General features: G+C 60.8%; 15 protein-coding genes. 1 reads left to right on the top strand and 14 read right to left on the bottom strand.

The features are described 5' to 3' along the window. Window positions 1-4: 4 nt before the first annotated feature. The 8 genes from ACQY47_RS11750 to urtA form a co-directional block, all read right to left on the bottom strand. On the bottom strand, window positions 5-517 hold the full coding sequence (locus tag ACQY47_RS11750; RefSeq protein WP_017136778.1) for a GNAT family N-acetyltransferase: 513 nt from the start codon (window positions 515-517) through the stop codon (window positions 5-7). A gap of 9 nt (window positions 518-526) precedes the next feature. Then, entirely contained in the window at window positions 527-829 is a 303-nt protein-coding gene (gene ureA, locus ACQY47_RS11745; RefSeq protein ID WP_017136777.1) for an urease subunit gamma, read from the bottom strand. Window positions 830-988: 159 nt separating this feature from the next. Further along, complete coding sequence (locus tag ACQY47_RS11740) at window positions 989-1,828, bottom strand: urease accessory protein UreD (protein ID WP_428557137.1); 840 nt, start codon at window positions 1,826-1,828, stop codon at window positions 989-991. Window positions 1,829-1,859: 31 nt separating this feature from the next. Beyond that, window positions 1,860-2,558, bottom strand: a complete 699-nt coding sequence (urtE, locus tag ACQY47_RS11735) for an urea ABC transporter ATP-binding subunit UrtE (RefSeq protein WP_428557136.1) — start codon at window positions 2,556-2,558, stop codon at window positions 1,860-1,862. Between the two features lie 127 nt (window positions 2,559-2,685). Continuing rightward, the gene (gene urtD / locus ACQY47_RS11730; protein ID WP_428557135.1) at window positions 2,686-3,519 is read right to left on the bottom strand and encodes an urea ABC transporter ATP-binding protein UrtD; all 834 of its coding nucleotides are present in this window, start codon (window positions 3,517-3,519) and stop codon (window positions 2,686-2,688) included. Beyond that, the gene (gene urtC, locus ACQY47_RS11725; RefSeq protein WP_428557134.1) at window positions 3,516-4,583 is read right to left on the bottom strand and encodes an urea ABC transporter permease subunit UrtC; all 1,068 of its coding nucleotides are present in this window, start codon (window positions 4,581-4,583) and stop codon (window positions 3,516-3,518) included. Before urtC ends, urtD begins: the two co-directional genes overlap by 4 nt. Next, entirely contained in the window at window positions 4,583-6,085 is a 1,503-nt protein-coding gene (urtB, locus tag ACQY47_RS11720) for an urea ABC transporter permease subunit UrtB (RefSeq protein WP_428557133.1), read from the bottom strand. Before urtB ends, urtC begins: the two co-directional genes overlap by 1 nt. 140 nt (window positions 6,086-6,225) lie before the next feature. Continuing rightward, window positions 6,226-7,491 carry an urea ABC transporter substrate-binding protein gene (gene urtA / locus ACQY47_RS11715; RefSeq protein ID WP_017136771.1) on the bottom strand — a complete coding sequence of 422 codons (1,266 nt, stop codon included), beginning with the start codon at window positions 7,489-7,491 and terminating at the stop codon, window positions 6,226-6,228. Between the two features lie 299 nt (window positions 7,492-7,790). Between urtA and ACQY47_RS11710 the strand changes: the two genes are divergently transcribed. Next, window positions 7,791-13,682, top strand: a complete 5,892-nt coding sequence (locus tag ACQY47_RS11710; RefSeq protein WP_428557132.1) for a DUF4329 domain-containing protein — start codon at window positions 7,791-7,793, stop codon at window positions 13,680-13,682. A 2-nt stretch (window positions 13,683-13,684) separates the two neighbouring features. Here the strand turns inward: ACQY47_RS11710 and ACQY47_RS11705 are convergent, their stop codons facing one another. The 6 genes from ACQY47_RS11705 to ACQY47_RS11680 form a co-directional block, all read right to left on the bottom strand. Further along, a complete protein-coding gene (locus ACQY47_RS11705; protein ID WP_017136769.1) occupies window positions 13,685-14,695 on the bottom strand; it encodes a FecCD family ABC transporter permease in 1,011 nt (336 codons plus the stop codon). Next, window positions 14,692-15,639: an ABC transporter substrate-binding protein gene (locus ACQY47_RS11700; protein ID WP_017136768.1), complete on the bottom strand. Its 948-nt coding sequence runs from the start codon at window positions 15,637-15,639 to the stop codon at window positions 14,692-14,694. The genes ACQY47_RS11705 and ACQY47_RS11700 overlap by 4 nt, the downstream gene beginning before the upstream one ends. After that, window positions 15,636-16,424 (bottom strand): ABC transporter ATP-binding protein, encoded by a 789-nt coding sequence (locus tag ACQY47_RS11695; protein WP_428557131.1) that lies wholly within the window; start codon window positions 16,422-16,424, stop codon window positions 15,636-15,638. Before ACQY47_RS11695 ends, ACQY47_RS11700 begins: the two co-directional genes overlap by 4 nt. 117 nt (window positions 16,425-16,541) lie before the next feature. After that, on the bottom strand, window positions 16,542-18,650 hold the full coding sequence (locus ACQY47_RS11690; RefSeq protein WP_428557130.1) for a TonB-dependent receptor: 2,109 nt from the start codon (window positions 18,648-18,650) through the stop codon (window positions 16,542-16,544). Window positions 18,651-18,802: 152 nt separating this feature from the next. Beyond that, complete coding sequence (locus ACQY47_RS11685; protein ID WP_428557129.1) at window positions 18,803-20,185, bottom strand: PepSY-associated TM helix domain-containing protein; 1,383 nt, start codon at window positions 20,183-20,185, stop codon at window positions 18,803-18,805. A gap of 116 nt (window positions 20,186-20,301) precedes the next feature. After that, the gene (locus tag ACQY47_RS11680; protein ID WP_428557128.1) at window positions 20,302-22,362 is read right to left on the bottom strand and encodes a TonB-dependent copper receptor; all 2,061 of its coding nucleotides are present in this window, start codon (window positions 22,360-22,362) and stop codon (window positions 20,302-20,304) included. Window positions 22,363-22,440 lie beyond the last annotated feature (78 nt).

The raw sequence follows: 22,440 nt of genomic DNA, 5'->3' as shown, positions 1-22,440 counted from the left end.
GATCTCACTCCTTGGGCGGTTCGGCGCCCGGATTCAACGTCAGTTGCATAAAGGTCAGGTCCAGCCAGCGGCCGAACTTGATGCCCACTTGCGGCATTTGCCCGGTGGTGATGAAACCCAGGCGCTCATGCAGGCGAATAGACGCCTGGTTGCCGCTTTCGATAGCCGCAACCATCACGTGCTTGCCGCAGGTTGCGGCGCGCTCGATCAGCGCTTGCATCAGCCGCGGGCCGAGGCCTTTGCCGCGTTGGTCATTGCGCACGTACACCGAGTGCTCAACGCTGTAGCGAAAACCTTCGAACGGGCGCCAATCGCCGAATGAGGCGTAGCCGGTGACTTCATCGTTTTCCACCGCCACCAGAATCGGATAGCCCTGGGTTTGACGCGCAGCGAACCAGGCCTGACGGTTGGCCAGGTCCACCGGTTGCTCGTTCCAGATGGCCGTGGTGTTGAGCACCGCATCGTTGTAGATGTCGCGGATCGCCGGCAGGTCTTGCTCGGTAGCATCACGAATCATGGCTGGGCCTCACGCGATTGGCTGGTGGACGGTCACCAGCTTGGTGCCATCGGGGAAGGTGGCTTCCACCTGGATATCCGGGATCATTTCCGGGATGCCTTCCATCACTTGCTCGCGGCTGAGCAGGGTGGTGCCGTAGTGCATCAACTCGGCCACGGTGCGGCCATCGCGGGCACCTTCCATCAGCGCGGCCGAGATATAGGCGATGGTTTCCGGGTAGTTGAGCTTCACGCCGCGCGCCAAGCGGCGCTCGGCCACCAGGCCAGCAGTGAAGATCAGCAGTTTGTCTTTTTCCCGTGGGGTCAAATCCATGGTTCAAGGTCCTTCAAACAGCATTCATAAAAACACCGCAGATCCCCTGTGGAAACAGGCTTGTGTGGGAGCTGGCTTGCCTGCGATAGCGGTGTATCAGGCACACCGCCATCGCAGGCAAGCCAGCTCCCACATAAACTCAGTTCCACAGGTTGATCTTCATGTGCTCCAGATTCTGGGTGGAACCGCTTCTCGCCCAAGCACACTCGGACGTAACAATTTCCATAAATCAATCAGCCAACCCCGCGCCAGCAGCGCCTCACTGGCCAGGCAGCGGGCGACCAGCAAGCCGGGCAGTTGGGTCAGGTCGCCGCGAATCGCATGGGGCAGGGCGCGGCAGGTTTCCAATAATTGAGGGTCTATATCGCCGGTCAGCAACAGCGTGGCAAACACCGGTTGCCCGTCCAGCCCGATGGGCGAGTCGAGCAAACCGTCGGCGCCTACAATGCGCTGGCGCTCATGCCAGAGCAACTGGCCGTCGCGGCGAATATCCAGGTGCGATTGAAAGTGGCCCAGGTCAAAACGTTCACCACTGGCCGGGCGGCCAAGGGCGATCACGTCCCAGTAGAACAGCCGGGCATCGCCTTGCAGGTCGATGCGCGTGCTGAGTTCGGCCTGGGCAGCGCTGAACACGATGGTTTCCTGGGGCAGCCATTCCAGGGTCGCGCCAGCTTCCACGGTGAGGTGGAGTGTTTGATAGGCCGGGCCGCTGGCGCGATACCACTTGGCCGCACCGGGGCTGGTCAGTTGCGCCCATGCGCCTGCACCCACGTGTGCGCTGATGTCCAGGCGGTCCCCGCCGGCAATCCCGCCGGGCGGGTGGACGATGATGTGCTGGCACACCTCGGGGCCTTCGGCGTACAAGTGCTTTTGCACCCGCAGCGGGCCGAGGTGGCGGCGCATTACCGGGCGCGTGGTGTCGCCGAAGCGCGCGTAGCCGAGTTCCAGCTCGGCATGCCAGCTGGGGGTGAACAGGGCAGGGGTAACGGGCAGGTTCATGTTTTTTTACTTATCGTCAGGACACAACAGATTAAATCGTAACCAGCCCGCGCACACCCTCGCTTTCCATATTTTCACCTCGGCCCTGCTGCACGATTTCACCACGAGACATCACCAGGTACTGGTCGGCCAGTTCGGCGGCAAAGTCGTAGAACTGCTCCACCAAAAGGATCGCCATATCGCCGCGCGCCGCGAGCTTTTTGATCACTGCACCGATCTCCTTGATGACTGACGGCTGGATGCCCTCGGTAGGCTCGTCGAGAATCAACAGGCGCGGGCGGCTGGCCAATGCGCGGCCAATTGCCAACTGCTGCTGTTGACCGCCGGACAGGTCGCCACCTCGCCGATGTTTCATCTGCAGCAATACGGGGAACAGTTCATAGATAAACGCCGGGACTTCCTTGGCGTCGGAGCCTGGGAAGCGCGAGAGCCCCATCAACAGGTTTTCTTCCACCGTCAGCCGTCCGAAAATCTCCCGGCCCTGGGGTACGTAGGCGATGCCCGCGTGTACGCGCTGGTGCGGTTTGAACCCGGTGATGGCCTTGCCTTCCCAATTCACCGCGCCGTCTTTGGCCGGCAGCAAACCCATCAGGCATTTAAGCAAGGTGGTCTTGCCCACGCCGTTACGGCCGAGCAGGCAGGTGACTTCGCCGATCTTCACGTCAAATGAGAGCCCGCGCAGGATGTGGCTACCACCGTAGTACTGGTGCAGCTTGTCGACTTGCAGCATGTTCAAAACCTCCTCAATTCCCCACTGAGGGAACTGGATAAATGCGGGAGCTGGCTTGCCTGCGATGGCGGTGTATCAGGCTCACCGCTATCGCAGGCAAGCCAGCTCCCACATAAAGCGGTGCGCGTCAGCGACCGAGGTAAACCTCGATAACGCGCTCGTTTTCCTGCACCTGTGCAAGCGACCCTTCGGCCAGCACGCTGCCCTGGTGCAACACGGTCACGTGGTCGGCAATCGAACCGACAAACCCCATGTCGTGTTCCACCACCATCAGCGAATGCTTGCCCGCCAGGCGCTTGAACAGCTCGGCGGTGAACTCGGTTTCGGCGTCGGTCATGCCCGCCACCGGTTCATCCAGCAGCAACAGTTGCGGGTCTTGCATCAGCAGCATGCCGATTTCCAGGAACTGCTTCTGCCCGTGGGACAGCAACCCCGCCGGGCGCTGTGCCGAGGCGGTCAGGCGGATGGTATCGAGCACTTCCTCGATGCGGTCTTTCTGTTCGCCGCTCAGGCGTGCGCGCAGGCTGGCCCATACCGACTTGTCAGTCTTTTGCGCCAGCTCCAGGTTTTCGAACACGCTCAGGGCTTCGAACACCGTGGGCTTCTGGAACTTGCGGCCAAGGCCGGCCTGGGCGATCTGCACTTCGCTCATGCTGGTCAAGTCGAGAGTTTCGCCAAACCAGGCCTTGCCGTGGCTGGGGCGGGTCTTGCCGGTGATCACGTCCATCAGTGTGGTCTTGCCCGCGCCGTTGGGGCCGATGATGCAGCGCAGCTCGCCGACGCCGATATACAGGTTCAAGTCATTGAGCGCCTTGAAGCCATCGAAGCTGACGCTGATGTCTTCCAGGGTCAGGATGGTGCCGTGGCGGGTGTTCAGGCCCTTGCCGGCAGCCTGGCCGATACCGATGGCATCGCGGCCGCTGCCTGCATCGAAAATAGGTTCAAGCATGACGTTCCTCATTTCTTCAGCAGGCCGATGATGCCCTTGGGCAGGTACAGGGTGACGATGATGAACAGCGCCCCAAGGAAGAACAGCCAGTATTCCGGGAAGGCCACGGTGAACCAGCTCTTCATGCCATTGACCACGCCGGCGCCGAGCAATGGGCCGATCAGCGTACCGCGCCCGCCCAGGGCCACCCACACGGCGGCTTCGATGGAGTTGGTCGGCGACATTTCGCTGGGGTTGATGATGCCCACTTGCGGTACATACAACGCGCCTGCCAAACCACACAGCACTGCACTCAACACCCACACAAACAGCTTGAAGCCACGTGGGTCGTAGCCGCAGAACATCAGGCGGTTCTCGGCGTCACGCAATGCCGTCAGCACGCGGCCGAACTTGCTCTGCGCCAGGCGCCAGCCGGTGTACAAACTGGCGACCAGCAACAGTACGGTGGCCACAAACAGCACCGCCCGGGTGCCCGGCTCGGTGATGCCAAAGCCCAGAATGCTGCGAAAGTTTGTGAAGCCGTTATTGCCGCCAAACCCGGTTTCATTGCGAAAAAACAGCAGCATCCCGGCAAAGGTCAGCGCCTGGGTCATGATCGAAAAATACACGCCCTTGATCCGCGAACGAAAGGCGAAGAACCCGAACACCAAGGCCAGCAAACCGGGCGCCAACACCACCAGGCACATGGCCCACAGGAAGTGCTCGGTGCCGACCCAGTACCACGGCAATTCGATCCACGACAAAAAGGTCATGAACGCCGGCAACTCATCGCCGGACGCCTGGCGCATCAGGTACATGCCCATCGCATAACCGCCGAGGGCAAAGAACAAACCGTGGCCCAAGGACAACATCCCCGCGTAGCCCCACACCAAGTCCAGCGCGAGGGCGACGATGGCGTAGCAGAGGATCTTGCCCACCAGCGTCAGGGTGTAGGCCGAGACGTAAAACGGATTTGCCGGCGACAGCAGCGAGCACAAAGGCAGCGCCAGCAGCAGGACCAAAATCACCGTACCCACCGCTATCGTGATCTTGGGGCCGGCCTTTTGCGCGGCGGTAAGCATCAATGGCTGGTTCATCAGTCGATCACCCGTCCTTTCAGTGCAAAGAGTCCTTGCGGGCGTTTCTGGATAAACAGAATGATCAGCGCGAGGATCAGGATCTTGCCGAGCACGGCGCCGATCTGCGGTTCAAGAATCTTGTTGGCGATGCCCAGCCCGAAGGCGGCCATCACGCTACCGGCCAACTGGCCGACGCCGCCGAGCACCACCACCAGGAACGAGTCGATGATGTAGCTCTGGCCCAGGTCCGGGCCGACGTTGCCGATCTGGCTCAGCGCCACACCACCCAGGCCCGCGATACCGGAGCCAAGGCCAAAGGCGAGCATGTCCACACGCCCGGTGGGCACGCCGCAGCAGGCGGCCATGTTGCGGTTCTGGGTGACGGCGCGCACGTTGAGGCCCAGGCGCGTCTTGTTCAGCAGCAGCCAGGTCAGCACTACCACGCACAGGGCAAAGGCGATGATCACGATGCGGTTGTACGGCAGCACCAGGTTGGGCAGCACTTGAATGCCGCCGGACAGCCATTCGGGGTTGGCGACTTCGACGTTCTGTGCACCGAACACCAGGCGCACCAGCTGGATCAGCATCAGGCTGATGCCCCAGGTGGCCAGCAGGGTTTCCAGCGGCCGCCCGTAGAGGTGGCGAATCACCGTGCGCTCCAGCGCCATGCCAATCGCGGCAGTCACAAAGAAAGCCACCGGCAGCGCAATCAGCGGGTAGAACTCGATGGCCGACGGTACGTAGCGCTGCATCATCAACTGCACCACATACGTGGAGTAAGCGCCGAGCATCAGCATCTCGCCGTGGGCCATGTTGATCACGCCAAGCAGGCCGAAGGTGATCGCCAGGCCCAGGGCCGCGAGCAGCAGGATCGAACCCAAAGACATGCCACTGAAAGCCTGGCCGAGGATCTCGCCGAACATCAATTTGCGTTTGACCTGAGCCAGGCTGGTCTCGGCGGCGGTGTGCACGGCGGCATCGGTTTCGACACCGGGCGCCAGCAGCGCCTCAAGGCGTGTGCGCGCCAGCGGATCGCCGGTGCCGCCCAGCAGGCGCACCGCGGCAAGACGAATGACCGGGTCGGGGTCGACCAGTTGCAGGTTGGCCAGGGCCAGGCTCAACGCGGTGTGCACGGCCTCGTTGGTCTCGGCGGCGACTTGCTGGTCGAGGAATTTGAGCTGCGCAGGTTGTGCGCTTTTTTGCAGGGTTTGCGCAGCAGCGAGGCGCACCTTGGGGTCGGCGGCGAGCAGTTGCTGGCTGGCTTGCACGTTGTCGATCAAGCCGCGCAGGCGGTTGTTCAGGCGCACGGTTTTGGTTTCGCCGTTGACGTTAAGTTGGCCTTGTTGCAGCGCGTCCACCAGCTCGATGCGCGCCGGGTCGGGCTGGGCGGCCCAGTCCTGGAGCAGCTTGGCTTGTTGCATCGGGTTGGCGTTGATGAAGTCTTCGGCGTCGCTGGCGTGTGCGGCAAAGGGCAGCAACAGCAGGGCGGCGAGGATGAGGCGGTAAAGGGCAGTGGGCATAGTCTTGGGCCTTGCTCGAACAAATGTGGGAGCTGGCTTGCCTGCGATGGCGGTGTATCAGATACACCGAGTTGTCTGCATCGCAGGCAAGCCAGCTCCCACAGGGTGTGTGTCAGCCTTAAGGGCCGACACCCCTCGGATCAGTTGCTCTTCACGGCATAGTCCGGCTTTTTGTCATTACCCGGAATGTACGGGCTCCACGGTTGGGCGCGGATCGGCTTCTCGGTCTGCCATACCACCGAGAACTGCCCGTCGGCCTGGATTTCACCGATCATCACCGGCTTGTGCAGGTGGTGGTTGGTCTTGTCCATGGTCAGGGTGAAGCCCGACGGCGCGGCGAAGGTCTGGCCGGCCATGGCTTCACGGACTTTGTCGACATCGGTGGATTTGGCTTTCTCAACCGCCTGTGCCCACATATGGATGCCTACGTAGGTGGCTTCCATCGGGTCGTTGGTCACGGCTTTGTCCGCGCCTGGCAGGTTGTGGGCTTTGGCGTAGGCCTTCCAGTCCGCAACGAATTTCTTGTTCACCGGGTTCTCCACCGACTGGAAGTAGTTCCAGGCCGCGAGGTTGCCCACCAGTGGCTTGGTGTCGATGCCGCGCAGCTCTTCTTCACCCACCGAGAACGCCACCACTGGCACGTCGGTGGCTTTCAAGCCCTGGTTGGCCAGCTCTTTATAGAACGGCACGTTGGAGTCGCCATTGACGGTGGAGATCACTGCGGTCTTGCCGCCGGCCGAGAACTTCTTGATGTTGGCGACGATGGTCTGGTAATCGCTATGGCCGAACGGGGTATAGACCTCTTCAATATCTTTATCCGCTACGCCTTTGGAATGCAGGAACGAACGCAGGATCTTGTTGGTGGTGCGTGGGTACACATAATCGGTACCGAGCAGAAAGAAGCGCTTGGCGCCGCCACCTTCTTCGCTCATCAGGTACTCCACGGCCGGGATCGCCTGCTGGTTAGGCGCTGCACCGGTATAGAACACGTTCGGCGACATCTCTTCACCTTCGTATTGCACCGGGTAGAACAGCAGGCCGTTGAGTTCTTCGAACACCGGCAATACCGATTTACGTGACACCGAGGTCCAGCAGCCAAACACCACGGCAACCTTGTCCTGGGTCAGCAACTGCCGGCCTTTTTCGGCAAACAGCGGCCAGTTCGACGCCGGGTCCACCACCACTGGCTCCAACATCTTGCCGTTCACACCGCCCTTGGCGTTGATCTCGTCGATGGTCATCAAGGCCATGTCTTTAAGCGAAGTTTCGGAGATTGCCATGGTGCCCGACAGCGAGTGCAGGATGCCGACCTTGATGGTCTCTGCGGCCTGGACGGTCCAGGTCAAACCCATGGCGGCAATGGATGCCGACAAAGTGAAAGCCTTGATCAAGCTACGACGCTTCATGGTGCGATCTCCGTAAACCGATAGTGTTGTGGGGCAGATACACAGGGCTTTGCAAAGGCTGTGCCTGCGCCGTGCAGTACCGGTTTCAGGGCGCTATGGCGCCAGTCGCTGTCGCATGGCGCACCAGTGTGGCGCCGCCAAAGCGGCCCCGTGCAGGGCAAGCCTCAAAACGGGGCATCGCGTGAGGGCGTACTTGTTGGGGTGCCTATTTGGCACCCCAGGTCGCCTGCCATTGCCGAAGATGGGCTTTATGGCCGCCAATCCTGGCGCCATGAAGCCTGTCATAGGAAGGTGATGCGATGGCACGAGTCAAACGTGGCTGGTTTGGGGCAGACCCCAAGCCAGAGGTGGAGTTGCCCCCGGTTGGGCCGGGGTTTGTCAGCATGGATGATGCGGCCCGGTATGCCCATCAACAGGTGGGTGGCACGCAGGACACGGAGTATGGCGGGGTCATTATGCAAAGCCTGGCCGACGATCTGTTTTACGCGACCGACCCCATTGAGGGCGGCGAGAATTTTTTTGATGTGGGCACGGTTCTCAACGAGGACAGTAATAAGCGGCTCCTGCATCCCGAGGGCTATCGGTGCGTGGCGGAGTATCACTCGCACCCGGACTTTTTCACCCAGTACAAAAGCAACAACCCTGAGCTTTCAGATCGTCAGATCAAGGCGCTGAACAGCTTTTATTCCGAGCCTGACTTGATCGGCAATATTCTGGATCCGGTATTTTTCAGCGCCTTCTATGTGTCCGGCCCTGATGGTTCGTTGTTCAAGCACGTCCCCACCCGTTCGGAGGTCGAGCGGCGTTTTGCCGTGTGGCTGCGGGACAAGGAACCGTTCGGCAGGCCCGAAGGCTATGACGGTGTGGTGGAGAATCTATTCAAGAAAGTCGCCAGCGTCAGCCAGCTGTCGATTGTCGTGTCCAACGCCGTGTGGGGCGGCTCTACGGGAGAGGTGCCCCACACATGGACGCCCTACCGGGCCTTCAAAACCAAAACCCAGGAGCTGCCGCCCTGTGGCCCCGTGCAGGCGAGCCTCACCGATGCGCTCAGCCACGCTCGGGCGCGTTTGGCCGCTATGCCAGGGGCGGCCCCGTATGTGTTCCTGCTCAAGCATGATACCCAGGACTTGTATGGGGTGACCGAGCCTTCTGGCACGGTCGACCGCCAGCCCTCGGTGCAAGAGGTTTTTCCCAAGGACATGGATGGCAAACATCGCCTGCCTGCGCATTTTCACTTGATCGGTGTTTGCCTGGGCAAGGCGGGCTATGCGGCATTGGCCCAGACCCGGCAACCATGGCTGTATCGCAATTTCTTTTCACCCCCGGAACTGGTCCGGCACCTTTACCAGGGGCGATTGGTGCCTGAACTGCTCAAGCAGTCCGGGCTGTCGATATTTCTGAACACCGAAGATGGCGCGGTGTTGCGCTACACCTGTTCATTCTCGGCTATCGAAGCGCAGCTTTATCGTGTTGAGCCTGACGGCGCGATTGTGGATAACCAAATCGATTCGACCTTGATCGCCGGCAGCCTCAAACCGAGTGAGTTCGTGCAGCGCCTGGCGGCGGCGGGACAATTGACGGTGCTCAAGGCCAGCGCTCCCGGCAAGGGCAGCCAACTCTGGGACAAAGCCGGCACGGTCGAGGCGAACTGGCGACCCTTTTCTGGCATTCCCTTACCGGTGTTCAGTCCGACCTTTGTCACCGCCGATGATGCGGCGCGTTGGGCGCATGCGGTGATCGGCCAGCGTCGTGACATTGAGTATGGTGGTGTGATCTTCAAGCGCGGCAATCGCTTCTACGCCACAGATCCCATCGCAGGAGAACGCGTTCAATTTGATCACGGGCGCGTGTTGGCCCGTGACAGTGAGGGCAAGTTCATCGCCCCTGATGATTACCAGGCCGAGGCCTTTTACCACTCTCATCCCGCCGATGCTGAGGGCATCAAGCGCGCACTTCCACACTTCACGGCGGACCAGGTGCAGGTGTTCAACAACTTCTATTCAGGTGCCGATCAACTCTTCAGCTTTGAAAAAAGAACGTTCGCCAAAGTCCACTATTTGTCCGGGCCAGATGATGTGCTGCTCAAGTATGTCAGCAGTGGCTCGATCGCTGAAAAAACGCTGGACCTGCAACTGCGCGGCGGGCCGGGTGAAACCAGCAGTGATTTCGAGCATCCCATCCGGTTGCTGGCTGCGGCGGGTGAGTTGTGGACAGTGATTGCCAACCCGGTATGGGGAGGCGTTCGCGGGCGTATAAGCAACACATGGCGGATCAGAACGCCGGCGACCCTTGCACCGCAACAACCGTTTTTTACTCAGGTGTTTTCACGGCCTGAGCTTGCGGTGTTGCGTGCACTTTCGCTGGCGGGGAGCGAGGGCGGCCGGTGTGGCTTTGTACTCAAGCACTCCCGTGATGACGCGTATGTTGCGACGTTGGCACTGCCCAAGGGGGATCCACTGTTTTCGCCAAACCTGGTGTTTCCAAAACGCCCAGACGGCAAGCTGCGCTTGCCTTCGCAATTTCGGCTGGAAGCCATTTACTTCAGCAGTTGGTACGAGACCGGCGAAATTGCCGCCCGGGAAACCTGGTTGGCCAGTACGTTTTTCACCCCGGCGCAGGTGGTGGCCGCCACCCGTCAAGCGCGCGCAAGCCAGGACAGCCAGAACCCGGCCCGTGGGTTGTCGCTGTACATGCAGGCCTCGGACTCATCGCTGCTGAGCTTCAGGGTGCCCGCAGCCACGAACACCACCGATCTGGTGCGGGAAACCGACACGGGCGAGCTAAACGATAACGGTGCTCAGGCAGCCATGCTCACCGGTACGTTGAGCCCTCGGGCTTACGTGCGCAGGGTTATTGCGGCGACGGACCTTTCGGTGGTGCAGGCCGGAGGATTGTGGCGCAAGGTCGGGAGGGTAGATAACCGCTCGAACCTGATAGTGTCGTTTTACAAGGCAACCCTTAGCCGTTCGTTTCTCTCGGCGCGCGATGCCGCGGTGTATGCCCATGAGCAAATCGGCAACTGGCGTGGCGGCTACTACGGCGGTTATATACTCAAGGGCGAAGACGGCCGTTTTGTTATCACTGAGCCAGTGTCCAGTGCGGCCAACCCATTTGCCTTCACTCTGTTTTTTCCACGCGACGGTAACGGGCCGTTGATCCCGCCGGAGCCTTATGTGTTGCATGCTCGCTACGGTTCCCACACCGCTCTGTCGATGGTGAACCCGGCCTGGGTTGCGCGGCGCGGCTGGACGCATGAGGAGGCGCAGATCAACCTGCAAGTGTTCTCCGATGATGAAATGTACTCGATCATTCCGGCCGGTCGCGTGGCGTACCTGTCGGGGGCCCGTGATTGCTTGTTGGAGTACACCCCAAATCATTCGGCGCAGGAACAGTTGCTGCTGGCCAATATCGGCCCGCAGGCTGGCGACAACAGCCTCGGTAAGCGCCTCGACAGCGGGCAGATCCGGCCGGCCGATTGGGTCCGGCGGCTGGCCGAGGCGGGGGACTTCAAGATCATCCTGGGCAACCCGTTATGGGGCCAGCGTTCGGTGGTCTACAACGACTGGACGCCTAACTATTCCTACGCACCAAGATCGGGCCCACCTGACTACACCACCTACGGTGCCGTATTTGCCAGTGCCGATGAGGCGGCCCGTAACCTGCACGGACGTGTGCATGCGCGCAACTTCGCGCAGGCGGCCTGTTTTGCTTTCATCCTCAAGCATAGGGACAAGGAACAGTACATTGCCAGCGAGGTAGTGGGCGTTGTCAGTGAGAGCGAACTGTTCAATCTCAACAGCCTGTTTGAACTTAAGCCCGAGGGGGGTTACCAGCTACCCGATGGTTTTATATTGCACGGGCTGTTTCGCTCGCAGCAATGGTCACGTGCTGGGCAAAATACGTCGAACGCCTGGTTGACGCTGTTTTTTGTCACGCCAACAGTATTGTTCTCTGCTCTTTATGCCGCTATTCGGAGTGGCCCGAGCAACCTGTCGGTGTACTTTTCCACCCTTGATGGCGCGCTGTTGCGGTATGAGCCCCCGCGGCTTGACGTCAAAAGTGGCGGCCCGGCAGATACATTGTTGACGCAGGCGCAGCAAGCATTGGACTCCGGCGAGAAGACACCCAAGAGCTTCCTTAGTGAGTGGGCGATGAAGGGAATGCTGCATGTGGTACGTACCAGCCAGTTCTGGGATAAAAAAGGCCAGGTCGCCCCTACCTGGAGCAGTTACGCAACCCTGACGCCGCGGCGTTTAAGCCCCTGCTTCGCGAGTGCTGACGATGCAGCCCGCTACGCAGCTGCCAGGGTGAACAACGGATACTATCGGCGTTTTGCCGGGGTGATACTCAGGCTGGGAAATGGTCTGTTTGTCTCGACTGAACCACTGGCGCTTCCACCTCAAGGGTTGGCATTACACTGGATATACCCGGATCGGGCTGCTGATTTAGCGCTTTACCCTCAGAACAGTACGATTGTTGCGCGCTATCGGTCTTTGATAGATCAAGAGGGGCCGTTGTTGTTGTCCGTCACCCAAAAAGCCATCTATAAAACCATGATACCGACTGCGGTATTGTCAAACCTGTTGCGTCGTGAGACCCACCTTAACCGTGAATATGTGTTTGGCTCCAGTGGCTCGATCCTCAGTTACCACCTGTCGAGCTCTGCCGAGGAGGAGCGACTCAAGGATCGTCTCGCGCCACTTAACAAGGTCAAGGGTGATTACGGTGACAACAGTATTGAGCAGCAACTTCGCAGTGGCACGCTCTCGCCGCAGGACTTCATCACCGAGGTGGTGAAAGCCGGCAATCTGAGCGTGATAGAAGGCGATGGGGTATGGGGCCCGCCCAGGAAGTTGGTGGGGGATTTTGTGGCGAATATACCGCCAACCCATCCTGGGCATATTCGCGCTGTGTTCATGGACGCGCCCTGCAGCCCGATTTTCACCCGGGCGGTCGATGCCGTTCGTTACGCTCAACGCCTATGGAAGCCTCAAACCGAAGTGGCCTTCGGTTACGTACTCAAGTCGGCTAACAAACCGTTCTATAAGGCAACCCTGGCGCTTGTCAGAGACGACTTTGCTGATTTTAAACAGGTCTTTATCGACGGCCAATTGCCGCAGGGCTATGTGTTTGATGGTTTGTATCTCTGTGCTTCGACCGTGGCCATCGCCGGTAGCAATGATGAAATGGCGCGCAGTTTTTTCCCGCCCCAGTACATCGCCAAGGCACTCAACGTTGTCACCTATGCACGTAACGGCAGTGCTCCGACGCTGTATCTGTTGTGCAGCGACGGTGCGCTGCTCACGTATGAGTTTCCCAAAACGGCGCCGTTGTACCCATGGACGAGCAAGGCACATATCGAACGCACACAATTGCTCGATGGCTCCCTTACGGTACGTGATTATGTGCGCCGCCTTGCGGGCGCGGGGAAGTTGTACATTCGGGTGACCAGTGAGGTCTGGGGTAAGAAAGAGGGGGTCACTGAGCATTGGGAGCCGAATAAAGCGCCTCATGCTTTCGCCGACGATCCGCATTTTCATTCGTTCTGCGGCCCGCTGTTTACTTACTCCGATGATGCGGCCCGCTATGCACAAGGCTTGGTTGCACCGTTCAAGGGCAAGCAGTACCTGGGCGCTGTGCTGGTGCCGGGGCAAACGCCGGGGTACGTCGCGCTCGACCCGGTGGAAGATCAGGGTACGGGAAGTACAAGTACCCTGGAATTGTTGTTCTGGGCTGATCATGCCGGGTTTGATGTACCGCCTGAAAATACACTGAGTACCTACAAAATCGCCGCTGTGCAGGCGTTCTATAAAGCCATTGCGTCGACGTCCAGCTTTGAAGCGATAGATAAAGAACTCTTGGGTAACTTCGTTGCCAAGGACGATCTTCACGACTACGTGTCGGTAGCCATGGCGAATGCCCCTGACGCCGAGAGTTGTTATCTGTCCTGCCGCAATGGTGCGCTGCTCAAGTACGTGCCGGCGTTTACGGCATCTGAAGACCGATTGCTTGCCCCGGGTATGGCACCAGTGCCCCGTGTGTTCGTCGCGCGATTGCGAACCTTGGGCAAATTGTCAGTGCTGGTCACCGATGTCTTCTGGAGAGTTGCTGGGCCATTGGGTGAGGAGTGGAGCGAGGCAGAGCCGGAACCCGAAGAGTTCTGGTATGAACGGAATCGGGACGAACTCTGAATTCAGCGCTTACGCATCAACCCGATAAAAAACAGCCCGCCAATCGCCGCCGTCGCCACGCCAATGGGCAAGTCTTCGGGGGCGATCAGGGTGCGGGCGGCGACATCAACCCACACCAGGAACAGGCTGCCCAGCAACGCGCACACCGGCAATAAACGCCGGTGCTCAGCGCCCACAAGACGCCGCGCAATATGCGGCACCATCAGCCCGACAAAGCCTATGGAGCCGCTGATGGACACCAGCACACCGGTCATCAACGACGCCACCAGGAACACCTTCAAACGCACAGAACGTGCGTTCATGCCCAGGGTCACGGCGGTCTGTTCGCCGGCCATCAATGCGTTCAGTGGCCGCGCCATGCCCACCAGTATCAACAGCCCCAGCAGCACAGTCGCAGTGGGGATCGCCAACAGTTCCCAGCGCGCCAGGCCCAGGCCGCCGAGCATCCAGAACATCACCGCCGAGGCGGCGCGATGGTCGCCCATGAACAGCAGCAGGTTGGCCACCGCCATCATCACGAATGACACGGCTACGCCGCACAACAGCAGGCGATCACTCTCCAGGCGGCCGTTACGACTGGCCACGGCCAGCACCACCAGCATGCTCAGCAGCGCACCGATGAAGGCGGCGATAGGTAAGGTCAGCAAGCCGACGACTTCCCCTACGTGCAACACCACGATCACCGCGCCGAGAGTGGCGCCGGAGGTCACGCCGAGCAGGTGCGGGTCGGCCAGCGGGTTGCGCGTCACCGCCTGCAACACGGCGCCGATCAACGCCAGCCCGGCGCCGACCAGTGCGCCAAGCAACATGCGCGGCACGCGGATCAACCAGACGATATGTTCCTGGCCGGTGCTCCAGTTGACGTCACCGAGGCCGAAGGCCTTGTTGAGCAGAATCCGCCACACCACGTCCGCCGGCACCCGCGCCGAGCCAAACCCCAGCGAGATCACGCAAGAGACCAGCAACAACGCGCCAAGCGCACTCAGCAGCAGAGCATAGCGGCGGCTGATCATTCGCCGTGGAACCCTTTGGCCAGGGTTTCCACCGCCAGCACGTTGTCGATGCCTGGCGTTGCCTGTACATACGGGATCACGATAAAGCGCTGATTCTTGATTGCGTCCACCGATTGCAACGCCGGGTTATCCAGCAGGAATTGTTCTTTTTGCGCGGCGGTGATTTCGCTGTAGTCGACAATCACGATCACCTGCGGGTTGCGCTCCACCACGGTTTCCCAATTGACGCGGGTCCAGCTGGCGTCGATGTCATCGAGGATATTGCGCCCGCCTGCGGCGGTGATCAGCGCTTGCGGCATGCCCAGGCGGCCGGAGGTCATGGCGCGGTCTTCGCCGCTGTCATAGAGGAACACCCGAGGCTTGTCGGCGGGCAGGTGCTGTTGCACCTCGGCCACTTGCGCCTGCATCTGCGCGATCAAAGCCGTGGCGCGGTCCTGCACGTTGAAGATCTTGCCCAGGTTGCGCAGGTCGTTATAGGTGTCGTCCAGGGTCGCGGCCGGGCGCTTCATTACGAAGGCACAGGACTCGGTCAGCTCGTAGACGTTGATGCCCAGTGGCTGCAAGGTTTGCGGCGTGAGATCGCCGCCCACGCGCATGCCGTAATCCCAGCCGGCGAAGAAGAAATCCACGTTGGCGTTGAGCAGGGTTTCCACCGACGGGTACTTGCTCGCCAGCTCCGGCAGGCCGACGAGAGTGTCGGCCATTTGCGGCGTCACCGACTTCCAGCCGGTGACGCCACTGTAGCCGGCCATGTGATCCTTGAGCCCCAGGGCGAGCATCATTTGGGTCATGTTGATGTCGTGGCTGACCGCGTATTTCGGCGCTTCCTGAAAGGTCACGTCGCGGTTGCAGCTTTTGACGGTCACCGGGTAATGGGTGGCTTCGGCAAACGCTTGGGCAGTACCGAACAACAACGCGAGAGACAACAGGGAGCGCAGGATCATGGTTGGGTTATCCAGGTAATTCGGGGGTAGCCGGCCAAAGGGTGAGCGTCGATCAAGGCTTCGACGCCGAAGACATCACGCAGCAACTCGGCGGTCAGCACTTGGTGAGGCGTGCCGCTGGCGACAATGCGCCCATGGTTGATCACGTATAAACGGTCACAGAAAGCCGCGGCCAGGTTCAGGTCATGAATGCTGGCAAGGGTGCCGATGTTCAAGCGCTTGACCAGCCGCAGCAGCTCCAACTGGTAGCGTGGGTCGAGGTGGTTGGTCGGCTCGTCGAGGATCAACAATTGCGGCTGCTGCGCCAAGGCGCGGGCGAGGATCACGCGCTGCTTTTCACCGCCCGAGAGCGTGGCGAACGCGTGGTCTTCAAAGCCGTGCATACCGACCGATTCCAGCGCCTGCCGGATGAGATGCTGGTCGTGCAGTGTGTCGCCATCGAACAAACCTTTGTGGGGCGTGCGGCCCATGGCAACCACTTCGTCCACGCGCAGGCCGAAGGTGTCGGGGAACTCCTGCAACACCACCGCGATGCGTTGTGCGCACCATTTGGCGCTTTGTTTCCACACATTCTGGTGTTCGAGCAGCACGTCACCGCGTTCGGGTTTGCTGAAGCGATAAGCGCAGCGCAACAGGCTGGTCTTGCCGCTGCCGTTGGGCCCGATCAACCCGACAAACTCCCCCGCACCGACCTGCAGGCTGGCATCTCGCAGCTGGAAGCGGTGATTGCAGTGGTCGTGGCCGGGTGGGGTCCAGCCAAGGTCGGTGAGGGTGAGTGAGGCCATCAATATTCTCAAGTTCAACACGATTAATTGTGGGAGCTGGCTTGCCTGCGATAGCGGTGTATCAGGCAGACCGCTATCGCAGGCAAGCCAGCTCCCACACTAGTCCATGTGTTTCGGTTAGAAGGTGTAGTCCGCCGTGACAAAGAACGAGCGCGGCTCCCCGAGTATCCACTGTTGGCCATTGTTGTACTGGCTGACGGCGTAGGTGCGGTTAAACAGGTTGTTCAGCTCAAGGCCCAGGGTGGTATTGCGCATGGCCTTCCAGGACACCGTCGCGTCGGCCACGGTGTAGCTCGGCACTTCGCTGCTGTTGGCGGTGTCGGCATAACGGGCGCTGACGTAACGCACACCGGCACCGGCGCGAATGTCATCGGTCACCGCCTTGCTCAACCACAGGTTGGCGGTGCGGTTGGGCACGTCCACCGGGCGGTTGCCGTCGCGGGAAACAGCCTGGCCGTTGACCACTTCGGAAAAGTCGTCGTACTGCGCCCGCACAATGGCCGCATTGGCTTGCAGCTGCCAGGCGTTGGGCAGTTGCAGGTCTAGGCTGGCTTCCAGGCCGTTGGAGGATTGCTGGCCGACTTGCTCCTTGAGGGTGGTGCCGGGGATGCTCACCAGCAGTTTCTTTTTGACGATGTGATAGGCCGCCAGGGTCCATTCACCACGCGCGTCCCAGAACGCCTGCTTGAAGCCGATTTCGGCCTGTTTGGCAGTGGACAAACCAAACTGCTGCTGGCTCGGGCTCAGGCTGATCAGGCTGCCGACACCGTCGGTGCTGGTGGCGTACTGGCCGTAGACCGAAGTGCTCGGTGTGATCGCGTAGACCAGGCCGGCTTTCCAGTTGTTGCCGGTCAGGGTCTTGTCGGAATCTGTGTTCGCAGCCGTCAGATCATTGCTATCGATGTGCAGGTAGTCGCGGCGCGCGCCAGTGATCAGCGAGAGTTTGTTGGTCAATTGCAGGCGGTTTTCGGCGAAGGCTGCGAGTTGTTTGGTGGTGGTGACCGCTTGGGGGATGAATGGGCTGCTGCTTTCAAACGGCTGCGGCACAGGATGCTGAATATCCACCGGCTGGCCGCCGCCTGGCACGTCGTTAAACGGCGCGTTACTGGCCAGGCGGAAGCGAATACGATTGTACTCAACGCCTGTCACCGTCTGGCTGTCGAGGCCCAACAGCGTGTGTTTAAACGTGAACGTCTGGCGGTCACCGAGCTGTTCCTGGTTGTGCTTGATGCCCAGGTAGTCCTGGCGCACCAGGCCGCCATTCACGAAGTTGTAGCTCTCGGCGTTCTGCCAGCGGCGCTGGTTTTTCAGGTACGACAGCTCGTTGGTGGCGGTGACGTTATCGTTGATCTGCCACTCGCTGGTCAGGCGCGTCCACTGGTCGTTGTAGTGCTGTTTGTCGTCGCTGACGTTGTAGTTCTTGTCGCGCAGGCCTTTGTGCAACTGGCCGTTGATCAGTGGCGTGCCGTAGTAGTTCTGCGGGCTCTGGTCGCCATAATCGTGGGCCAGGGTGAAGCTCAGGGTGTCGGCCGGCTGCCAGCGCAGCGCGCCGCTGACGAAATCGCTGGCGGAGTCGCCGCGTGCGATGAAGCCGTTGCTGCGCAGGCGGTTGACGTTCAGGCGGTAGCTCAGTGTGTCAGTCAGCGAGCCGCCGCTGTCCAGCGCTTGCTGTTGGCGGTCATAGGAACCGTAGCCCAGGCGCACATGGTTTTCGATTTCGCCGGTGAACGGCTTCTTCGCAATCGTATTGATCACCGCGCCGGTGGCGCCCTGGCCGTACATCACCGAGGCCGGGCCGCGCAGCACATCCACGCGCTCAACCGACCAGGTGTCCACCGGGAAGGTGGACGTGCCTGCGCCGTCGAACATGCGCTGCCCGTCGTACAGCTGCAGCACCGAACTCTGCCCGGTAAAACCACGGGCCTGCAACGACGTGCCGCCGTCGCCCGGCGAGCCGGTGCGGCTGATGCCGGTGGCGCGGGAGATGGCGTCCTGCACACTGGCGTCGCCGCGCTCGCGGATTTTTTCGCCGGTCTGGCTCTCGACACTGCCCGGGGTTTGCAAGGCCGTGAGGTTCAAGCGTGAACCGGCGGTGGTCGGCGTGTTCAGGTCAACGCGCTCGTCATCCACGGCGGGCGCGGTCACGGGGCTGGCGGGCAGAGTCAGGGCCTGGGCGCTGTTATGCAGGGCGAGCAGGCACAGGCCGGACGCGAGGTACTTGTTCATCGGTCGATCAATCGCTTCTTGAGAGGGGTGCTCACCGCAGGGCGCGGCGAGCAACGATAACGCAGAAAGTGTTATAAGTTAACACTTATTGGCTGCGCGACAAAAGTCGCGCAAGGCTACAGAAGGCCCCTGCCGTGGGCATCTCACCTGCTTCATGCAGAACCTGAGGCAGATTCACGTTGGCCGAAAAAGCGCGCCAGCACCAGGCGATCCAAGGCCCACACCACGATCAACGAAGCGCCCACCAGCGGAAAAATAATCGCCAGCGCGAGCATGATCACCATCGCGGTTTTCCACTTGGGCAGGTCATGGCGCAACGGCGGAACGCCCAGCCCACCGTGTGGCCGACGCTTCCACCAGATCACCACGCCACTCACCGCACTGAGCAGAATCATCAAGCAGATCACCAGCACGATCAGTTGATTGACCCACCCGAACATCTTGCCCTCATGCAGCATCACGCCGGTTTCGGTGGCGCGTGCGACGAGGTTGTAGTGTTCCCAGCGTACATCGGCCAGCACTTTGCCGGTGTACTGGTCCACATGCAGGGTCGCGTCATTGCGCGGGTCGTTGGCGAACACCGCGACGGTGAACACGCCTTCGGCGGTGGTGGGGAACGTGATGCTGTAGCCGGGTTCGACCTTGCGTGCGTTGGCCAGGTCGACCACTTGTTGCAGGCGTACCGTCGGCGCGGCAGGACCTGAATGCATCGCACCGTGGTTCATATGTTCGGCGTGGTCGCCGGACATGGGCATTGGCGTGTTCTCCATTGCCCATGGCACAGTCTGCTGGCTGGCCGTATTGAGGCTGCGTGCTTGCTGGTCGGACTGCGGCACGTTGTTCCACATCGCGGCGGGAAACTTATTCCACAGCTCGGCGTATTGTTTGCCCCAGAAGCCGGTCCAGGTCATGCCGCTGAGCAGCATCACCAGCAAAAATGCCGCGCCCCAGAAACCGGCGACCGCATGCATATCGCGCCAGAACACTCGGCCACGGCTGTTGAGCCGTGGCCACAACACGCCCGCCGAAGACTTGCCGCGTGGCCACCACAGGTACACGCCGGATACCACCAGCATCACGCCCCAACCGGCGGCGAGTTCCACCAGACGGTCGCCGACGGTGCCGATCATCAGTTCGCCATGCAGTGCGCGGGCGATGGCTTGCAGGTTGTATTGGGCATCCTGTTCACCGAGCACAGTGCCGCGATACGGGTCGACGAATACCGTCACTTCACGGCCATCGTTGTGCATCACGAATTGCGCGCTGCTGGTGGTGTCGGCGGGTGGCAGGTATTTGCTGATTTTGCCCTGGGGAAAAGCTGCCTGGGCGCGTTGCAGTTGTTCGTCGGCGCTGAGGGCGTGCTCGGCGCTTTGCACGTTGAGCAGGTTGCCGTACATCAGCGGGTCGAGCTGGGGTTTGAACAGGTAGATGATGCCGGTGAGGGCCAGCAACACCATGAAAGGGGCGACGAAGAGGCCGGCGTAGAAGTGCCAGCGCCAGGCCAGGTTGTAGAAGGAAATTTTTGGGGTGGTCATCATTAGGCTCCGCAAGGCTTTAGATATTTTTTGTCTGTCAGGCCGCTATCGCAGGCAAGCCAGCTCCCACATTTGGAATGCATTTCCCTGTGGGAGCTGGCTTGCCCGCGATGCTTTTAGAAGCTCATATCGACTTTGGTCCAGAGCGTACGCCCCGGCTCCTTGATGGCTTGCGGGTCGTTGGCCGGGTAGCCGAAGCCTGCGTTACCCGCCAGGTTCAAATGCTCGGCATAGGCTTTGCCGAACAGGTTGTCGACGCCCGTGCTGACCTTGAAGTTTTTATTGATGCGGTACGCCGCGTTCAGCGAGAACACGCCAAAACCGCTGCTTTTGTCGAAGTCCTTGCCGACCACGTTGCCCTTGTTCTGGTCGATGCGGTTTTGCGCCGCGACCACACGCCACAAGGCGCCGGCGCTCCAGTCGTCCTGGCTGTAGGTGAGGCCCAAACGCGCGTCCAGCGGTGGCATCTGCGGCAGCGCCTTGCCGTCCCTGGTGTTCTTGCCCCAGGCGTAGGCGAGGCTGGCGTCGGCTTTCCAGTGCTGGGTCAGTTTGTACGCTGCGCCCAGTTCACCGCCCATGATGCGCGCGTCGACATTGCGGGCCTGGGACGTGGTGCCCATCATGCCGGGCTTGTAGTCGAACAGGATAAAGTCCTGCACCCGGCCGATATAGCCCGAGGCCCAGGCTTCAAGGTCGGCGGTTTTGTACTGCGCACCGAAGTCGAGTTGGGTGGTTTTCTCCGGCTTCACGCCGTCGAAGGCATTTACCGAACCGACCGCGCCGGTGTTGGGCGAAAACAGCTCCCAATAATCCGGGAAACGCTCCGAATGCCCGAGCCCTGCGTAGACGGTGGTGGGTGTGTCGGCCAGGTCGTGCTCATAACGCACAAAGCCCGATGGCAAGGTTTCAGCGCGAGTGTTGTCGGCGGTCGGGTTGGGGCGCGACATCATTCCCGAACCGGTGGTCTGGCGGAAATCCTTGGCCGAGGCGCGGTCCAGGCGGGCGCCGGTGATCAGCCGATCGCGGTCGGCGGCGTACCAGGTCAGCTCGCTGAACACGCCGTAGTTGTGGAAATTGGCATCCTTGACCCGTGGCAGTTCCTTGTAGGTGTCGATGCCCATGCTGCTGCGCTGGCGATGCTCGTTGGTCTGCGCATCCAGGCCGCTGATCAGTTGCACATCGGCCCAGCGCCAGGTCGCCTTGATGCGTGCACCGAGGGTGCGGCGGTCGACGTTGGAGGCCATCGGCCCGGCCATCATGCCGGTGCCCGACGGCGTACGCAGGCTGTAGTTGTCCATCACATGGTCGGCGTAGTTGTAGTAGACCTGCGCTTCGACCTTATCCAGTACCTCACCGATATTGGACTTTTCAAACCGCAGCCCCAGGCTTTCGCGCAGAAACTGCGAGCCATCCATGCCGCGCCCGGCGTAGCGCGCTTCGCCATCGCCACGGCCGGCAGTGAGCTCCAGCAGGGTGTCGGCATCGGGGGTGAAACCGACGGCCACGTCGCCATTCCACTTGTCGTAGCGCGAGGCGACGGTGTTGTTACTGCCGTCCTTGTAGTCATCGGCGTGGGCCTGATTGCCGATCACCCTCACATAGCCCAAAGGCCCACCGGCAGCGGCATCGACCACCTTGTCGAAGCGCCCGTTGGAGCCGGCCAGCACACTGGCATTGACCCGTGTGCCCAGCTCGCCGAATTGCTCGGGCTCGCGCTCGAACAGGATAGTGCCGGCTGACGCGCCAGGCCCCCAGAGCACGGTTTGCGGGCCTTTGATCACGGTGAGCTTGTCGTAGGTTTCCGGCGAAATATACGAGGTGGGCGCGTCCATCCGCCCTGGGCAGGCGCCGAGCATCATGCCGCCATTGGTGAGGATATTCAGGCGTGAACCGAACATACCGCGCAGCACCGGGTCGCCATTGGTGCCACCGTTGCGCACCAGCGCGAAGCCGGGGATGGTCTTGAGGTAGTCGCCGCCATCGCTGGCGGGCACCGGTTGGCGTGGGTCTTTGGGGTTGGTGACAACGGTCAGCGGTGAGCTGGGGGCGATTGCGGTGATCACCGTGGGGCTCAACTCGTGATCTTCAGCCTGCGCGTGTGGTGCCAACAGCGCGCCACACAGAACGGCGAGAACGGGGGTACATCCCAATCGGGAGTCAGCAGAAAACCTGGACATGACAAATTCCATCAATCAATCGTAAACAACACGGCCAGCAGCCTGCGGCTGTCTGTCTAAAGTCGGCCGGTGTGAAGT

Origin of the sequence: Pseudomonas edaphica, assembly GCF_965277385.1 — a bacterium.
GTDB lineage: Bacteria > Pseudomonadota > Gammaproteobacteria > Pseudomonadales > Pseudomonadaceae > Aquipseudomonas > Aquipseudomonas edaphica.
This window is presented reverse-complemented; position numbering and strand designations above follow the sequence as displayed.